Raw genomic sequence first — 16,148 nt, 5'->3', positions numbered from 1 at the left:
CGTTCGGGCGTCATGGCTGCCCGTCCCCGCTAGTCCGGGGCGGGCAGCACCGTGTCAGGATTCAGCGCCGCTGGCGGCACCCGTATAAATCGCGCGGGCGTCCGCCTTGAACGCGGCGCCGCTGTCGCTGCGGCTGTAGAACATGTGTCCGCCCGGATAGACGTTCAGGTCCACACGCTCGCCCATGCCGAAATCGGGCATCTGATCGACGATCAGGCGCGAGGCGAAGAACGGGCAGGACAGGTCGTCCCAGCCGTGTACGATCATGACCGCCATGCGCGGATCGTTGGCGATGGCGCGGCGCAGATCCTCGACCGGCGTATCGTCGGGCTTTCCGCGATCCCAGGCCTGGTTCACCTCATAGGAGAGGGCATGATAGCGCGCATCGGTCTTCCAGCCGACGACGCGGGTCATGAAATCGACCATGGCGCTCGTCGTGGGGGCGATCAGCGCATCCAGAATGGGGTCGTTGGACTGACGCTGCGCCGACCAGGGGAAGGGGTCATAGGCGGTGACGTTGGAATCGTAGATGCTGCCGATCAGGCCCTGCTCGCGGTGCACTTCCCGCAAATAGGTGCCGGCATCGACCCGGCCGCCCATGTCCTGCACCAGTTCGGGGTCGAGGCCGGTCAGGCGGCTGACATTCTCCACCAGCCGCGCCACGGCCTGCGGGTCGGACCGTCCACGCAGCAGATCGGTCGCGAACTGTCCGCGCGTATAGGCTTCCACCTCTGCCATTGCCTGCGGCGTCAGCTGGTGCTGCCGTTCCAGCTCGGAGGCCGCCATCGACGGCAGGTCGATCATCCATGGAATCGGCGACAGCGCGGTGGACCCGGCGCCGGAGGCCGGGTCGAGATAGGGCGACACCAGGAACAGCCCGTTCACCCCGATGCCGATCTGCGATTGCAGTTCATAGGCGATGCGCGGCGCGCGGTAGCCGCCATAGCTTTCGCCCATCAGATATTTGGGGGAGCGAAGGCGCTCCTCCTTCACCAGCCAGTCAAAGACCACCTTCGACAGATACTTGATGTCGGGATCGTTGGCATAGAACGCCTTTGCCGTCTTCTCCTTGTCGACGAGGCTGCGGCTGAAGCCGGTACCGATCGGGTCTATGAAGACGAGATCGGTGAAGCCGATCCAGCTGTTCGGATTGTCGACGGCGATGGCGGAATCGGAGGGCGCGTCCCCCTGCGAGCCGAATTGAACGCGCTTCGGCCCGACCGCGCCCATGTTCAGATAAACGCTCGACGCGCCGGGACCGCCGTTGAAGGCAAAGGTCACCGGCCGATCGGGGCCGGCATCGGGGCGCGTGTAGGCGGTATAGACAACTTGGCCGATCACCTTGCCCGTCTCGTCGCGTACGGGAACGCTGCCGACGGTCGCGTCATAGCTGATCGTGCGGCCGTCGATGCTGACCGACTGGCGCACCGTCTTGTCCTCGGGCAGCGGCGGAAGCTGCATGTCGTCCTCGACCTTCTTCTCGACGGTCGAGGTCACCTCCGTATCCTGCGCGGCGCCCGGCGCGGCGGTCAGAGAGACTGCCGTCGTTGCGGCGAGGAGGAGGGCGAGCGGCTTAACGGGCAAGAGGCGTATCCTTCTTCTTGGTTTGCTGGCCGCATAGGACCGGGGGACGGCGCCGGCAACCGGCCTGCGACGGACGGCGAGGACGGGGTTCGTCCGGGCATTTCGTCGCGCTGCTGCCGTTGGCGCCTTCACGGCGTTAAGGCGGTGTGATGAACCCGGTACGCACAGCCATTGCGGGCGAGATCCGCGGCATGTTCGCTGCGGAGCCCGCGCGCGGTGACGATTTCGAACGCGGGATCGGCCTGTTCACCGAGGGGGCGGTTTCGCGCCGGGTCCACGGGAATGTCACGACCATGATGATCGGCGGCATCTCCGCCCTCCTCCTGCAGATGCTGCACCCCGGCGCGCTTGGCGGGGTATGGGATCATTCCAATTTCCGGCAGGATATGCTCGGCCGGCTGCGCCGCACTGCGCGGTTCATCGCCGCAACAACCTATGGTCGAGAGGCGGACGCGCAGGCGGCGATCGCGCGCGTGCGCAGCGTCCATGCCTACGTCACGGGCACGCTTCCGGACGGCACGCCCTATGCCGCGGACGATCCGCATCTTCTGAACTGGGTTCACATCACGGAACTGACCAGCTTCCTCGCGGCCTGGAAACGCTACAAGGAACCGGGAATGACCCGCGCCGATCAGGATCGCTATTTTGCGGAGAATGTCGTCGTGGCCGAGCGGCTCGGCGCCAGCGATGTGCCAGCCAGCCGGGCGGGGGCGGAGGCGTTCCTGCGCGACATCCGATCGGAACTGCGTGCCGATGCCCGCGTGCGGGACGTTCGCGGCGTGCTGATGTCCCACCGCGCGGGCAAGGCGGCGGCGCAGCCGGCGGTCGACCTGATCCTGCGCGCGGGCGCCGACCTGCTGCCCGATTGGGCGCGGAGCATGCACGGCTTTCGCAGCCTGCCGGGCGAGCGTATCGCCGTGCGTGCGGGCGCCGCGGCGCTGACCCGCACGGTCGGCTGGGCCATGGCCGGTTAGCGCCCCGCGTGTTTCTCAGCCGAGCGCGCGGTGCCCGATATCGTGGCGATAGAAGCCGTCCGCCCACTCCACGGCTTGGCACGCCGAGTAGGCGGTGTCGGCCGCTTCGCGCAGGGTCGGCGCCATCGCCGTCACGTTGAGAACGCGGCCGCCGCTCGCCACGAGATCGTCCCCGTCTCTCTTCGTCCCGGCGTGAAAGACCTTTGCCCCGCCCGACTCCGCGGCGTCGATACCGGCGATCCGCCCGCCCGTCTTCGGCGTGCCCGGATAACCCTCCGCCGCCATGACGACCGTCAGTGCGGGATCTTCGTGCCATTGCAGCGTGAAGTTCGACAATTGCCCGTCCGCCGCTGCCAGCAGCGCCGGCAGCAGATCGGACTTCATCCGCATCATCAGCACCTGGCATTCGGGATCGCCAAAGCGGCAATTATATTCGATCAGCTGCGGTCCCTTCGGACCGATCATCAGCCCGGCATAAAGCACGCCAACGTAGGGCGCGCCCTCTGTCGCCATTGCGCGCGCGGTGGGCTCGACGATCTCCGCCATCACGCGATCCTGCATCGCCTGATCCAGCACGGGCGCGGGGGAGTAGGCGCCCATGCCGCCCGTATTCGGACCGGTATCGCCGTCGCCCACGCGCTTGTGATCCTGCGCGCCCGCCAGCGGCAGCACGGTCTGGCCGTCGCAAAGCGCGAAAAAGCTCGCTTCCTCGCCGGACAGGAACTCCTCGACCACGACCTCAGCGCCCGCCGCGCCGAAGCGGCCGGCGAACATCTCCTCGATCGCCGCCTCTGCCTCGTCGCGGCTTTCCGCAATCACCACGCCCTTGCCCGCCGCAAGCCCGTCAGCCTTGATGACGTAGGGCGCGTCGCGGCCGTCCAGAAAGGCCTTCGCGCCCTCCGGGTCGGTGAAGCGGCCATAGGCGGCGGTGGGGATGTCGTATTTCGCGCACAGATCCTTGGTGAAGCCCTTCGACCCCTCCAGCCGCGCACCCGCCGCGCTCGGTCCGAAGCAGCGGACACCTGCCGCCTTCAGAGCGTCGGCCAGCCCGTTCACCAGCGGCTGCTCCGGCCCGACCACCACCAGTTCGACGCTGTTTTCCCGGCAGAAGGCGATCACCGCGTCATGGTCGCCGACATCCAGCGCGGCGATCTCCGCATGCTCCGCGATACCCGGATTGCCGGGCGCGGCGTAAAGCGTGTCGAGAAGGGGCGATTTGGCGAGTTTCCAGGCAAGCGCATGCTCGCGCCCGCCGCCGCCGATCAGAAGAAGGTTCATGGCGGCGGCTTGTAGCGCGGCCCCCGCATCCATAACAAGCGGGGCATGGCAAGCATTCCCGGACTCGACCCCGGCGCCCCCGGCCCCTCTGGCGCCGGCGGCGATTCCGGCGGCAACGCCTATGAATTCACCGTCGGCGAACTGTCGATCGAACTGAAGCGCGCGGTCGAGGACCGTTTCGGCCATGTGCGCCTGCGCGGCGAAATTTCCGGCTGGAAGACGCCGGCCTCCGGCCACGCCTATTTCACGCTGAAGGACGAGGATGCCTGCATCGACGCCGTCATGTGGCGCACGTCGCGGGCGCGGCTCGATTTTGCGCCGGAGGATGGGCTGGAGGTGATCGCGCAGGGACGCGTCACAACCTATCCCGGCCGCTCCAAATACCAGATCGTCGTCGAGCGCATGGCGGTCGCGGGCGCCGGCGCCCTGATGGCGCTTCTCGAAAAGCGAAAGGCGGCGCTCGGGGCGGAGGGATTGTTCGCGCCCGAACGCAAGCGTGCGCTGCCGTTCCTGCCGCGCCGCATCGGGATCGTCACATCGCCCACCGGCGCCGTCATCCGGGACATGCTGCACCGGCTGGAGGAGCGGTTTCCCCGCAATGTCCTGCTATGGCCGGTCAAGGTTCAGGGTGAGGGCGCGGCAGGGGAGGTGGCGCGCGGCATTGCGGGATTGAACGCCCTGCCGGACGCGCCCGATCTCATCATCGTTGCGCGCGGTGGCGGCTCCATCGAGGATCTCTGGGCCTTTAATGAGGAGGCGGTCGTCCGCGCGGTGGCGGCCAGCGGCATTCCGGTTATCAGCGCCGTCGGCCACGAGACCGATACGACGCTGTGCGATTTCGCCGCCGATCACCGGGCGCCCACGCCAACGGCCGCCGCGGAGCGCGCGGTACCCGTGCGCGCCGAGCTTGCCGCCCTTATTGCCGATCAGGCCGCACGCCTGGACGGGGCGATGCGACAGGGGCAGCGCGCCTGCGCGGAGCGGGCCGCCATGCTCGCCGCCCGGTTGCCCGCGCCCGCGACACTGATCGAGGCGCGCCAGCAGCGGCTCGACGATCTGGCGGCAAGGCTGCCGGGACCGAAGACGATCTTCGACATGCGGGCAGAGCGTCTCGCTGCGCTCGAGGACCGCCTTCGCCGCGCCGGAATGCAGGCGCGGCGCGATGCCGCCCGCGACCTGCAGCGCGTATCCGCGCGCCTCGGTCCGGATCTTCTGCAGCGGTCCTGGCTGCGCCACGACCAGCGCCTGAAGGATACGTGCCGCGTTCTCGCCTCGCTCGATCCGCGCCGCCCGCTCCAGCGCGGTTTCGCCCTCGTAGAGGGGCCGGGCGGGCGGCCGGTGACGAGTGCGGCGCGTGCCGGCGAGCTGGCGAGCCTGATGCTGCGCTTTTCCGATGGCGCCCTTTCGGTGCGCACGGCTGCCGGTTCGGACCCCGACGATCCTTCGGGGGGCAGCGGCCCGGGCGAGCCCAATTCCGCGCAGCGCGAAAGGCCGAAGCGGACAAAGGCGCCAAAGCCCGCGCCGCCCGGCCAGCCCGACCTGTTCTAGCCGCATCCGCGATGCCTTGAGGACGCGGCCGCTTTCGCGGTAATGGGCATCATGCTCAGACTCGGACAGAACCGGCCCGCCCGCCTCGATTACAAATCCGGCACCTTTCGCGTGGTGTCACAGGGCGACCACGTTCTGTGCGCGGTGACGGGGCAGAAGATCATGCTGAACGACCTGCGCTACTGGAGCCACGAGCTCCAGGAACCCTACGCATCCGCAGAAATCGCCAACGCCCGCTACGCCGAGGCCCGGGCGGCAGGGGACCTTTAGAGGTTGCATTACTGAGTCGGACCCGCGTCCTACCTTAATCTCGGAACAACGTCCGAGAATCTCTGCAGGTCCGGAATGAAACGTCTCTTCGAAGCCTAGGCGACCTCTTCGACAGCCGCTTGGCGGTTATGGGGCGTGCCCATCGCGCAGAGCGATCATAACTATTCCGGCGCCGGCGGTGTGGCCGCAAGACCACAGTTACGACCCCTTAATAGTTCCGGTCCGTGACGAACGCTTTACAGCCTCTCGAATCCTAACCTAGAGACCGCTTCATGCCGTTCTGCGGCAATCAGGTGCGCGCATGCCGGCTGATAGAGGGACGCCCAGGGGGGCAAACCAAACCGGTTCGGGCGGCTGGCGTGGCCACATTTAGAGCAAGAAGAGGGATTGGGACGTGACCAATACATTTTACCGCACAGCGCTGAAGGCGAGCACTGCTCTCGTCGCGGTCGCTGCTTTCGCTGCGCCGGGCTATGCCCAGGTTGATGAGTCCGCTACGGCTGCCCAGAATCAAGATTCTGAGAATGCAACGCCAGCAGTTGTCACCGATCCGATTGTGATCACCGGTTCGCGCATTTCGAATCCAAATCTCGTTCAGTCAAGTCCGGTGCAGGTAGTCGGCGAGAATGAGGCGGCGTTGCGCCAGGCAACCAACGCGGAGGAACTTATCGGGGAACTGCCGGGCATCTCGCCGGGTATTAATAGTTCCGTTAACAACGGTAGTGCCGGCTTCTCATCCCTGAACCTGCGTAATCTCGGTACGAACCGTAATCTGGTTCTTCTCGATGGCACGCGTCTTGTTCCGACGAGCTTGGCCGGAACGGTTGACCTGAACATCATTCCCCTGGCGTTGATCGAGCGCGTTGAAGTGGTGACCGGCGGTGCGTCTTCCGTGTACGGTGCGGACGCGATTTCGGGTGTCGCCAACTTCGTGTTGAAGCGTGACTTCTCCGGCGCGGAGATTGTTGGAACGACCGGCATTACCGAAGCGGGTGACGGCTTCCGGGTGCGCGGTGACGTTACTCTCGGCGCGAACTTCGATGATGGTCGTGGTAATGCCTCCATGAATGTCGGATATCAGAAGATCGATGGTGTGCTTCAGGGTAACCGCTCGATTTCGCAGGACACCTTCTTCTATGACGGGTCCGAGGTCGGCTCAGGAACGGCCCAGCCAACGCGTATCACAAGCCTTCTTGACGGGGACGATAACTCCAGCACCAACCAGTATGATCCTGAGACTGGCCAGCTGGTTCCCACTTACAACACGTATAACTTTGCTCCGGACAACTATTTCCAGACGCCGCTTGAGCGCTTCAATGTGTTCGCCGATGCTCACTACGAGGTCGCGGACAACGTGGAAGTCTACACGCGCGGCATGTTCACGAAGTCGATTGTTGATCTGCAGCTCGCCCCGTCAGGCCTGTTCGGCGACACGTGGCAGTTTCCTTTGAACAACCCGTTCATCAACGACACCATTCGTAACCAGATTTGTGGGGGCGCCGGTGTGAGCGCGGCGGATTGTGCTGCTGCAGGGGCGGCAACAGACCCTACGGATGACGGGTATCTTGAGGTTCCTGTTACCATCAACCGTCGCCTGATCGAAATGGGGCCGCGCCAGACACGCTACACAACCAACCAGTTTCAGATTTGGACTGGTGTTCGTGGTAGTCTGACGGATACGATCGATTATGACGTATACGCTACCTATGGCGAGTCGGATCGTCGGCAGAATGTTACCAATTGGGGTTTGAAGTCCCGCGTGCAGCAGGCGCTTCGTGCGATCGATGCGGATACCTGCGTCGATACGTCGAACGGCTGTTCGCCGATCAACCTCTTCGGTGATGGTCTTTCCGTCAGCGACGAATCGATCGCTTTCTTCAATCAGCCGGCTGGTAACACGGTCCAGACGACCCTTTTCCAGGCAAACGCTTCGCTGTCGGGTGATCTGGGTGAGCAGGGCTTCCTGACCGACACGCCCGTCGGCTTCGCGCTTGGCGCCGAATATCGTGACTATGGTGCAAGCCAGGTGTCTGACGTTTCCTTTGGCACCCAGGATGAGGTCATGGGTACGGGCGCGCCAAGCCCCAGCTTCTCGGGCGGCTACGACGTCAAGGAAGTCTTTGGCGAGCTTATCGTTCCTATCCTTGAAGACATCCCAGGAATCTACAGCCTGACGGCAGAGGGAGGCATCCGCTACTCTGACTACTCGAACACCGGCACCAGCACGACGTGGAAGGCTGGTGGTACCTATGAGCCTTTCGAAGGCTACCGTGTCCGTGGTATTTATCAGCGTGCGGTACGTTCGCCGAACATCAGCGAACTCTTCAGTCCGGTCGTGACGGGACTTACCGCTCTGTCGACCGATCCCTGCGCGGGCTCCAACCCGGTTGGTAATGCGGCTTTGACCGCGATCTGTATCGCTCAGGGTGCACCTTCGAGTCAGATTGGCAACATCCCCACGCCGAATGCCTCGCAGGCTAATGCTACCGCTGGTGGTAACCCGGATCTCGATGTTGAGAAGGCGAAGAGCTATACGGTTGGTCTCGTTCTGCAGCCGCCGCAGGTTCCGGGGCTGGCGATCACGGCCGATTATTATAATATCAAGGTTACGGATGCGATCACCAACCCAACGCCGGGCGACATCCTCGTGCCTTGCTACGGCCAGAACAATGATGGGCAGGGTAGCGATCCTGCGGCGTGTCAGAACATCGTTCGCAACCCGTTGAACGGTTCCGTTAACGGCGGCGGCGATACGCCGGGTCTGATCCTGCAGCTCACGAACCAGGGTACGATTGAGACGACGGGTGTCGACCTTCGCGTCGCCTATTCGATCCCCGCCTCGTTCGGTGCCGTGAACTTCGACTTTAACGGCAACTGGGTCGATAAGCTGAAGTTCCGCGCCAGCCCGACCTCTCTCAACCGTGAGTGTGTGGGCTATTACAGCGAGAACTGCGAGCCGATCACACCGGAATACACGTTCAACTTCCGCACGACGCTGTCGCTGGATGCGGTGGACGTCTCGGTGCTTTGGACCTGGCTTGACGGTGTTGATCTTGAGCCGATCGGGGCCGCCTACTCCGGCGCCCTGGAAGAGTATCGGTCGATCAGTGCATATAATTACTTCGATCTGACAGCTCGTTTCCGTGCAACGGAGAACTTCGAGTTGACGGCTGGTGTGAACAACTTGTTCGACAAGAAGCCGCCGCTCGTCAGCAACTACGTTGGGTCGAGCTCGTACAACTCGGGTAACACTTACCCGACGACGTATGATGCGCTGGGTCGTCGCATGTCGATCACGGGTCGTCTGACCTTCTAATCGGCTGGTCGATTGTTTTAGGGGGCGGCATGCTTGGCATGCCGCCCTTTTTTTTGCTCCTTCTCAAACTGGATGGCTTTTAGATTAATGGTGACAGACGCTGATGCGATTATTGAGCGGGTGCGTGCAGCGCGTCGTGTCGGAGCGTCCGAAGACGTGCTTCAAGCTTTAAAAGAGGCTGTAAGGACCAATTCAAGCGATGCGCGGCTTTGGCACGCCTTGGGCCTGGTTTATCGGGATCTGGCTGACTCCCGTCCGGCCGTCGACGCACTAAGCGTGGCCAGCCGCCTTATGCCTTCCAGCGCGGCAATCGCCCATGCACTCGCCCGGGCAACGCATGAAGCAGGAGGGGCGGCATATGAGCTTTTTGAAAATGCGCGCAGGTTGGCGCCTGCTGATGGTGCGGTTCTCTTGGGACGGGCGGCGGCGCAGATGGCAGAGGGGCGGGGACATCAGGCCATTGCGGATCTTCAGATCATTCTGCACAGCAACTCCTCGTGGATCGAAGGTCATGAACTTTTGGCGTCATTTCAATGGATGATGGGAGAGCGGGATGCTTATGGTGCGTCCGTAACCGCCGCGCTGGCCGGCCTGCCGAAAAATCATCAATTATGGCAATGCTACTTTGACCTGCTTGTTAAAGTAGAAAGGTTTCAGGAACTCGATCAGCGTGTCACGGAAGCTCGGAGAATAGCCGGAGAGGCTCGAGTTTTTCAAGTTTACGAAGCTGTGTCTGCTTCAGAGATCGGCGATGATGAACGAGCCAGTAAGCTATTCGATGTAATGCAACCTATTCAACAAATCGGTCTAGCTGTCCGACATATTCGCCACGAGGCGCGGTACGGTAGGTTTGATCAGGCCGCTGCGATTGGGGAGCGTTTTCTTGCTGATCAAGCGGTACAGCAGATGCTTCCCTATCTTGCATCCGTCTGGCGCATTTTGGGCGACCCGAGATGTGAGATCTTCGATAATACTCCTCAACTTGTCGGCATATACGACGTGGGAACGGAAATTGACCTGAGCGGTCTGGCGCGTGTACTTCGTCAACTTCATGTAGCGAAAGCGGAAATGGCGGGTCAGTCTGTGCGGGGGGGTACACAGACCGATGGACCACTTTTTTCAAGAACGGAGCCGGAGATTCAGAACCTTAAACGGCTCGTGGCGACGACCGTCCGCAAACATCTTCGCCGAAATTTAGCGCAGTTTTCTCATCCGCTATTTGGCAGCAAGCCTGACGTCGTGAGATTTGCGGGCTCTTGGTCGGTGCGGCTACAGGGGGCAGGGCACCACACACCTCACATTCATCCGGAAGGCTATTTAAGCTCCGCCTTCTATGTAACTGTGCCCGAACCGCCCCAAAGAGGCGTAGCACCTTCGGGTTGGCTTGCCTTGGGGGCTCCTCCGCCGGAACTGAATTTCGGTCTGTCACCACAATGTTATGTAGAGCCCAAGCCTGGGCGTCTGGTGCTGTTTCCGTCTATTATGTGGCATGGCACGGAACCATTTGCAGCGGGGGAGCGAATGACGGTGGCCTTCGACATCGCCCCTGCCAGAACCTAAAGAAGAGAGGCCTGCGGGCGCAGCGGGATCGCGTTCCGTTCGGCGATTTGATGAGCCCAAAGTGAAACCTTCTCGATCTCGTCGGCATGCGGAGCGTCTCCTTTCGACTGCTCGATGCGCCGTTCTTCCCGTGAGAAGGCATCACCAGACTTCGAATGCTTGCGAAAGGCACCTTTTCGGACAATATCGTCCCGGACATCCTCAGGTACATCTAACCCGAGGAAGATGAGCGCGCTCTCTAAAACCTGGTGCGGCATTTCGACTGTGGTTTCACTGTCCAGCGTTCTCACCCGCGCGCTGCCGAGGCGATCGATCAAATCTTGAAAAATTTTCATATGTGCGAGCCAGCAGATCGCGGCGATTTGCAGATCGGTTTGACCAAAATATTGCTGATCATCAAATCCTAAGTCTGTAAGGTTCTGCGATCGCAAGACGAGGAAAAGTTCGCGCGCCCATAGTCGGCCCCAAAGGCCTTTGCGCGCAATCGACCCAAGGAATACTGGCAGCGGTGCAAACATCAAGAGGGCTTTGGAGGCAGGCCTAAGGTTTAGCATGGGCTGGGCAAACCCATTTAGAACATTTGAAGGCTTTAAAAGCATCAAGCTATTGGGATCAAAAGGCTTCGCAAGAAGCCTTAGCGCCGTTTCGAGAACTGCGGGGAGTTCGTTCCGCCTGCCCGAATGTTGACCAAAACCGACGAGGTCGTTCAGCAGCATGGGCTCCTTCAAGCTTGTGCAATGCCCAGCAATCTCGAGCGCGTTCGCCATTAATGTCGAACAGCAAAAACCGGAATGAAATATATAGCTGAGTGCGCCTTGATCGGGGGCCGCGTTCCTTACCTCGGCCTCTGAAATGGTTACCGAACGCAAATCCGCTGGAAGATATTCGTCAGTTGCGAATAGGGCGTCTCTGCGTACCGCTCGAGGGGCGAGAAGAAAGTGATACTGATAGTTAAGATAGTCGTGTCGATGAGCAAGCCAGTCCGGATCGGAGAGAGGATAATCTTGTTTCATGGCACCGGCCTATCGTCCGCTCTCGTCTACGCAAGATATTAGACGGGCCTATCCAACCACCCTTTCCTGGGGCAGGCACAGGCGGACTTCCAGGCCTGCCGGTTCGCGCCGGGACAGTTTCAGGCCGCCGCCGTGCATGGCCGCGAATTCGCGGACAAGGGCAAGGCCGAGGCCAACGCCGCCATAGCGCCGCGTTTCGCTGTCTTCCACCTGAAAGAAGGGCGCCTGCACCTGCTCGAACAGCCCCTCTGGAATGCCGATGCCGTTGTCGCGCACGATCAGCTCGGCGCCCTCCGTTCCGTTGCCGCCTGTGACTGCCAGTTCTATGACGGGATCGTCGCCGCAGAACTTCACCGAATTTTCCATCAGGTTGATGATCGCCTGGCTGAGAAGGCGCCGGTCGGCCCAGACGATCAGGGGAACCTCGGGGAACGCCTCGCGGAATGCGATGCGCCGGTCATGACCGCGCCCCTCGACGAGGAGCCGGGCGCTCCGCATCATCTCGCCAAGATCGACCTCCGATTCCCGCAGCGTCAGCTGGCCCGTCTCGATCCGTGTCAGGTCCAGAAGATCGTCGACGATGGCGAGGAGGTGGCGGCCGCTATCGGAAATAAGCCGCGCATAGCCGGAATGGCGTTTCGCATCGGCGCGGCCGCGATCATGGTCCTGAACGATCAGCTCGGCAAACCCGATGACGGCGTTCAAGGGCGTACGCAGTTCGTGGCTCATTTTCGCAAGGAAGTTCGACTTCGCCTGGTTCGCGCTCTCTGCCCTGTTGCGCTGCGCGACGAGAACATCGCGCATGGCGATCAGCTTCTTTTCGTTTTCCTTCAGTTCGGTCACGTCCATGTGGGTGATGGCGATCTCGCCCGTGGAGAGCATGGCCATGGTGGTTCGGTACCATCGGCCGCCTCGCGGCACCGTTTCATGAAAATCGAGCGGAATCTGCTCCTGCCGTTCCAGAAAGCGCATCTCCGCGCATGTTTCGTCCTCAGACAGGTAATCCTTTGGTCGGGCTCCGACGAACAGGGCCGAACTCTCAATGCGGAAAAGCCGCCTGTACGGTTCGTTCCACAGCATCAGCCGCCCGGAGCGGTCGAACAGGGCGAACGCCTCGGCGGAGCGTGAGAATTCGCTCCAGCGCATTTGCGAGGCGTCGAGGGCGGCCTGCGCGTTCTCCGCCGCGCGGCGTGCACTTATGGCGGAATCGCGCGCTTCGACCTCGGCGAGCAGCCCGGTACTGTTGAGCCGAAGGCCGACCAGCATGATCAGGACGAAAATGATTCCGAGAATGCCGAGGAGGACGCCCGTCCAGGTGGGCGCCGTCAGGTAGGCAACCAGAAACGGAACACTGACCGGGATGATGAAGGCGAAGGCCGCCTTCGGCACGGCGCTGAGCGTGGACGTCGCGCCGACGACGAGTGCAAAGGCTACGACGGTCAGCGCGACCTGTCGCCCCTCTCCCAGATAGGGAAGGGCAAGTGCGGTGATCCCCCAGCATATGCCGATGGCGGCGCACAGATAGGGCGCCCCGCGAAGGAGCATTCGGGCATAAACTTCCGTCAGTGCCAGCCGGCCGCCGCGCCGCCGCCGATAGACCCCGTAAAGAAGCAGCGCGCCCGTCACGGCGGCCCAGACCGCATCCAGTCGCCACGGAAACCGTCCGTAGATCAGGATCAGCGTCGCCATATAACTGAGAAAGGCGAACAGCAGACTGAGGGTCGTCTGCCGCAAATATAGTCGTGCCAGCAGCCGACGTCCCTCAAGACCTTCGGTATCGACCGCACGTCCTGCAAAACCACGAAGAGCGCGCTCGAATGTCATCAGGACGTCGCCTGCTGCCTTAACATCGTGACCCCCTGCCGCCCCATTATTGTCTCTGCGGCCGCTATCAGGGTTAATGGCGCGGGGCGTCCCGCGCCAGAAATTTAAGTGACAGGGACGGGATGGACCGTAAAGCTCAGTTCCTTGTCGCCTTCGTCAATGTGAACCGATGCGCCATCCGGCACGCCGCCTGACAGAATACGGTCGGCCAGCGGATCCTGCACGTAGCGTTGGATCGCCCGCTTCAGAGGGCGGGCGCCATAGACGGGATCGTAACCCACCCGGCCCAGCCAGGCGCGTGCCGCTGGCGTCAGGTCGAGACGGATCTTACGGTCCCGCAGCAGCGCCTCCACTCTGCCAAGCTGGATATCGACGATGGGTCCCATATGCGCCTCGGCGAGGCGGTGGAACAGAATGATGTCGTCCAGTCGGTTCAGGAACTCGGGCCGGAAATGGCCGCGCACCACCTCCATCACCGCGTCCTCAACCTCCGACACGTCCTGATCCGCACGCAGTTCGCTCAGGAAATGCGATCCGAGGTTCGATGTCAGGATGATGATGGTATTCGAAAAGTCGACCGTATGGCCATGGCTGTCCGACAGACGTCCATCGTCGAGAAGCTGTAGCAGGACGTTGAAGACGTCGGGGTGGGCCTTTTCCACTTCGTCGAACAGGACGACCTGATAGGGCTTGCGGCGCACCGCCTCTGTCAGGACGCCGCCCTCGTCATAGCCGACATAGCCCGGCGGCGCGCCGATCAGGCGGGCGACGGAATGCTTCTCCATGAATTCCGACATGTCGATGCGCACCATCGCGTTCGGATCGTCGAACAGAAATTCGGCCAGCGCCTTGGTCAGTTCGGTCTTGCCGACGCCGGTCGGCCCCAGGAACAGAAAGCTGCCCAGCGGCCGGTTCGGATCCTTCAGCCCCGCGCGGGCGCGGCGCACGGCCTTTGACACGACCTCCACGGCCTGCTCCTGCCCGATGACGCGGCGCCCGAGCTCGCTTTCCATGCTCAGCAGTTTTTCCCGCTCGCCCTCCATCATCCGTTCCATGGGGATGCCGGTCCACCGCGCGACGACGGAGGCGATGTCATCGGACGTCACTTCCTCGCGCAGCATGGCGCCTTCCGACGCCTGCGCGGCTGCCTGAACCTGGCGCTCCAGATCCGGGATGACGCCGTAGCTCAGTTCGCCGGCCCGTTGCAGATTGCCTTCGCGCTGCGCCTGCTCCAGTTCGATCCGCGCCTGGTCCAGCTGCTCCTTCACCTGCTGTTCGCTGCTGATCTTGTCACGCTCCGCCTGCCAGCGCTGTGTCAGGGCGGCCGCTTGCTCCTCCAGGTCCGCCAGTTCCTTGCGAACATTGTCGAGGCGCGATTTGGATGCGTCGTCCGTTTCGCGCTCGAGTGCGGATTCCTCGATCTTCAGCTGGATGATGCGGCGGTCGAGAGTCTCGATCTCCTCCGGCTTCGATTCCACCTCCATGCGGATGCGGCTCGCGGCCTCGTCCATCAGGTCGATGGCCTTGTCGGGCAGGAACCGGTCGGAAATATAGCGATGCGACAGCTGCGCGGCGGCGACCAGCGCCCCGTCCGTGATCCGCACGCCGTGATGAAGTTCGTACTTGTCCTTGATGCCGCGCAGAATGGAAATGGTATCCTCCACCGACGGCTCGCCGACCAGAACGGGCTGAAAGCGACGCTCCAGCGCGGCGTCCTTCTCGATATATTTGCGATACTCGTCCAGGGTCGTGGCACCGATGCAGTGCAGTTCGCCGCGGGCGAGCGCGGGTTTGATGAGGTTTGAGGCATCCATTGCCCCGTCCGTCTTGCCCGCGCCGACGAGGACGTGCATCTCGTCGATGAACAGGATGATGTTTCCTTCGGCGGCCTTCACCTCGTCGAGCACGCCCTTCAGGCGCTCCTCGAACTCTCCGCGATATTTCGCGCCGGCGATCAGCGCCCCCATGTCCAGCGACATCAGCGTGCGGTTCTTGATGCCGTCGGGAACATCGCCGTTCGCAATGCGCAGGGCGAGCCCCTCGGCAATGGCGGTCTTGCCGACGCCGGGATCGCCGATCAGCACAGGGTTGTTCTTGGTGCGCCGCGCCAGCACCTGAATGGTGCGGCGGATTTCCTCGTCCCGGCCGATAATGGGGTCGATTTTGCCCGCCCGCGCACGCTCCGTCAGGTCCTGCGCGAATTTCTTCAGGGCGTCATACTGGTTTTCCGCGCCCGCCGTATCGGCGGTACGGCCACCTGTCAGTTCACGGATCGCGGCGTTCAAGCCCTGCGGCGTCACCCCGGCAGTCTTCAGCGCCGCTCCGGCTTCGCCCGGCGACAGCGCGAGGGCCAGCAGCATCTGCTGAACGGTGACGAAACTGTCGCCGGCCTTCTTCGCACTCTCCTCCGCCTGCGTCAGCACGCGGGCGGCATCCGCGCTCCAGTTCACGTCCTGCGCGCCGGAGCCCGAGACCTTCGGGATCTTCGACAGCGCCTGATCCGTCAGTTGCACCGCCGTACGCGGGTCGCCGTCCGTTTTCGCGATCAGGCCCGACGCCATCCCCTGCTCATCGTCGAGCAGCGCCTTCAGAAGATGCACGGGTTCGACTCGCTGGTGGCTTTCGCGAATGGCGGCCGTCTGCGCGGCCTGCAGGAAGCCCTTCGCACGGTCGGAGAATTTCTCGATGTTCATGGGTGTGAGCGTCCCCTGTCTGCTGTCCGAAGAAACGCCAGGATCTTCGAACCGTTCAACTGTGTGTCCTCGATCAGATAGTGTTGCT

10 protein-coding genes are annotated in these 16,148 nt (G+C 62.6%); 5 read left to right on the top strand and 5 right to left on the bottom strand.

Annotation, left to right across the window (positions count from 1 at the left end):
- Window positions 1–54: 54 nt before the first annotated feature.
- A complete protein-coding gene (locus C725_RS11620) occupies window positions 55–1,584 on the bottom strand; it encodes a S10 family peptidase (RefSeq protein WP_008603189.1) in 1,530 nt (509 codons plus the stop codon).
- Window positions 1,585–1,733: 149 nt separating this feature from the next.
- On the opposite strand from C725_RS11620, the gene C725_RS11615 reads away from it, so the two are divergent.
- Window positions 1,734–2,558: an oxygenase MpaB family protein gene (locus C725_RS11615; RefSeq protein ID WP_008603187.1), complete on the top strand. Its 825-nt coding sequence runs from the start codon at window positions 1,734–1,736 to the stop codon at window positions 2,556–2,558.
- A gap of 15 nt (window positions 2,559–2,573) precedes the next feature.
- Here C725_RS11615 and purD read toward each other — a convergent pair whose 3' ends face one another.
- Entirely contained in the window at window positions 2,574–3,836 is a 1,263-nt protein-coding gene (purD, locus tag C725_RS11610) for a phosphoribosylamine--glycine ligase (RefSeq protein ID WP_038283047.1), read from the bottom strand.
- A 45-nt stretch (window positions 3,837–3,881) separates the two neighbouring features.
- Here purD and xseA point away from each other — a divergent pair, with 45 nt between their 5' ends.
- From xseA to C725_RS15850, 4 genes are all read left to right on the top strand, one after another.
- The gene (xseA, locus tag C725_RS11605) at window positions 3,882–5,384 is read left to right on the top strand and encodes an exodeoxyribonuclease VII large subunit (protein WP_008603184.1); all 1,503 of its coding nucleotides are present in this window, start codon (window positions 3,882–3,884) and stop codon (window positions 5,382–5,384) included.
- Between the two features lie 51 nt (window positions 5,385–5,435).
- Window positions 5,436–5,654, top strand: coding sequence for a DUF2093 domain-containing protein (locus C725_RS11600; protein ID WP_038283092.1), 219 nt, complete (start codon window positions 5,436–5,438; stop codon window positions 5,652–5,654).
- Between the two features lie 394 nt (window positions 5,655–6,048).
- Window positions 6,049–8,970 carry a TonB-dependent receptor domain-containing protein gene (locus tag C725_RS11595; RefSeq protein WP_008603181.1) on the top strand — a complete coding sequence of 974 codons (2,922 nt, stop codon included), beginning with the start codon at window positions 6,049–6,051 and terminating at the stop codon, window positions 8,968–8,970.
- 33 nt (window positions 8,971–9,003) lie between these two features.
- Entirely contained in the window at window positions 9,004–10,530 is a 1,527-nt protein-coding gene (locus tag C725_RS15850; protein WP_008603180.1) for a 2OG-Fe(II) oxygenase family protein, read from the top strand.
- Here the strand turns inward: C725_RS15850 and C725_RS11585 are convergent.
- The 3 genes from C725_RS11585 to clpB form a co-directional block, all read right to left on the bottom strand.
- Window positions 10,527–11,543: a hypothetical protein gene (locus tag C725_RS11585; protein ID WP_038283042.1), complete on the bottom strand. Its 1,017-nt coding sequence runs from the start codon at window positions 11,541–11,543 to the stop codon at window positions 10,527–10,529. The genes C725_RS15850 and C725_RS11585 overlap by 4 nt on opposite strands.
- Before the next feature lie 48 nt (window positions 11,544–11,591).
- Window positions 11,592–13,367: a sensor histidine kinase gene (locus C725_RS11580; RefSeq protein WP_008603177.1), complete on the bottom strand. Its 1,776-nt coding sequence runs from the start codon at window positions 13,365–13,367 to the stop codon at window positions 11,592–11,594.
- A gap of 104 nt (window positions 13,368–13,471) precedes the next feature.
- Window positions 13,472–16,060 (bottom strand): ATP-dependent chaperone ClpB, encoded by a 2,589-nt coding sequence (gene clpB / locus C725_RS11575; RefSeq protein WP_008603174.1) that lies wholly within the window; start codon window positions 16,058–16,060, stop codon window positions 13,472–13,474.
- Window positions 16,061–16,148: the final 88 nt, after the last annotated feature.

It is taken from the genome of Pacificimonas flava, from assembly GCF_000342165.1.
In the GTDB taxonomy this organism is placed as follows: domain Bacteria; phylum Pseudomonadota; class Alphaproteobacteria; order Sphingomonadales; family Sphingomonadaceae; genus Pacificimonas; species Pacificimonas flava.
The sequence above is the reverse complement of the archived record's forward strand: the minus strand, read 5'-3'. Positions and strand labels throughout refer to the sequence as shown.

Coding starts and splice junctions, on each gene's coding strand:
- C725_RS11615 (WP_008603187.1), top strand. CDS start 1,734: ATGAACCCGGTACGCACAGCCATTGCGGGCGAGATCCGCGGCATGTTC.
- purD (WP_038283047.1), bottom strand. CDS start 3,836: ATGAACCTTCTTCTGATCGGCGGCGGCGGGCGCGAGCATGCGCTTGCC.
- xseA (WP_008603184.1), top strand. CDS start 3,882: ATGGCAAGCATTCCCGGACTCGACCCCGGCGCCCCCGGCCCCTCTGGC.
- C725_RS11600 (WP_038283092.1), top strand. CDS start 5,436: ATGCTCAGACTCGGACAGAACCGGCCCGCCCGCCTCGATTACAAATCC.
- C725_RS11585 (WP_038283042.1), bottom strand. CDS start 11,543: ATGAAACAAGATTATCCTCTCTCCGATCCGGACTGGCTTGCTCATCGA.
- C725_RS11580 (WP_008603177.1), bottom strand. CDS start 13,367: ATGACATTCGAGCGCGCTCTTCGTGGTTTTGCAGGACGTGCGGTCGAT.
- clpB (WP_008603174.1), bottom strand. CDS start 16,060: ATGAACATCGAGAAATTCTCCGACCGTGCGAAGGGCTTCCTGCAGGCC.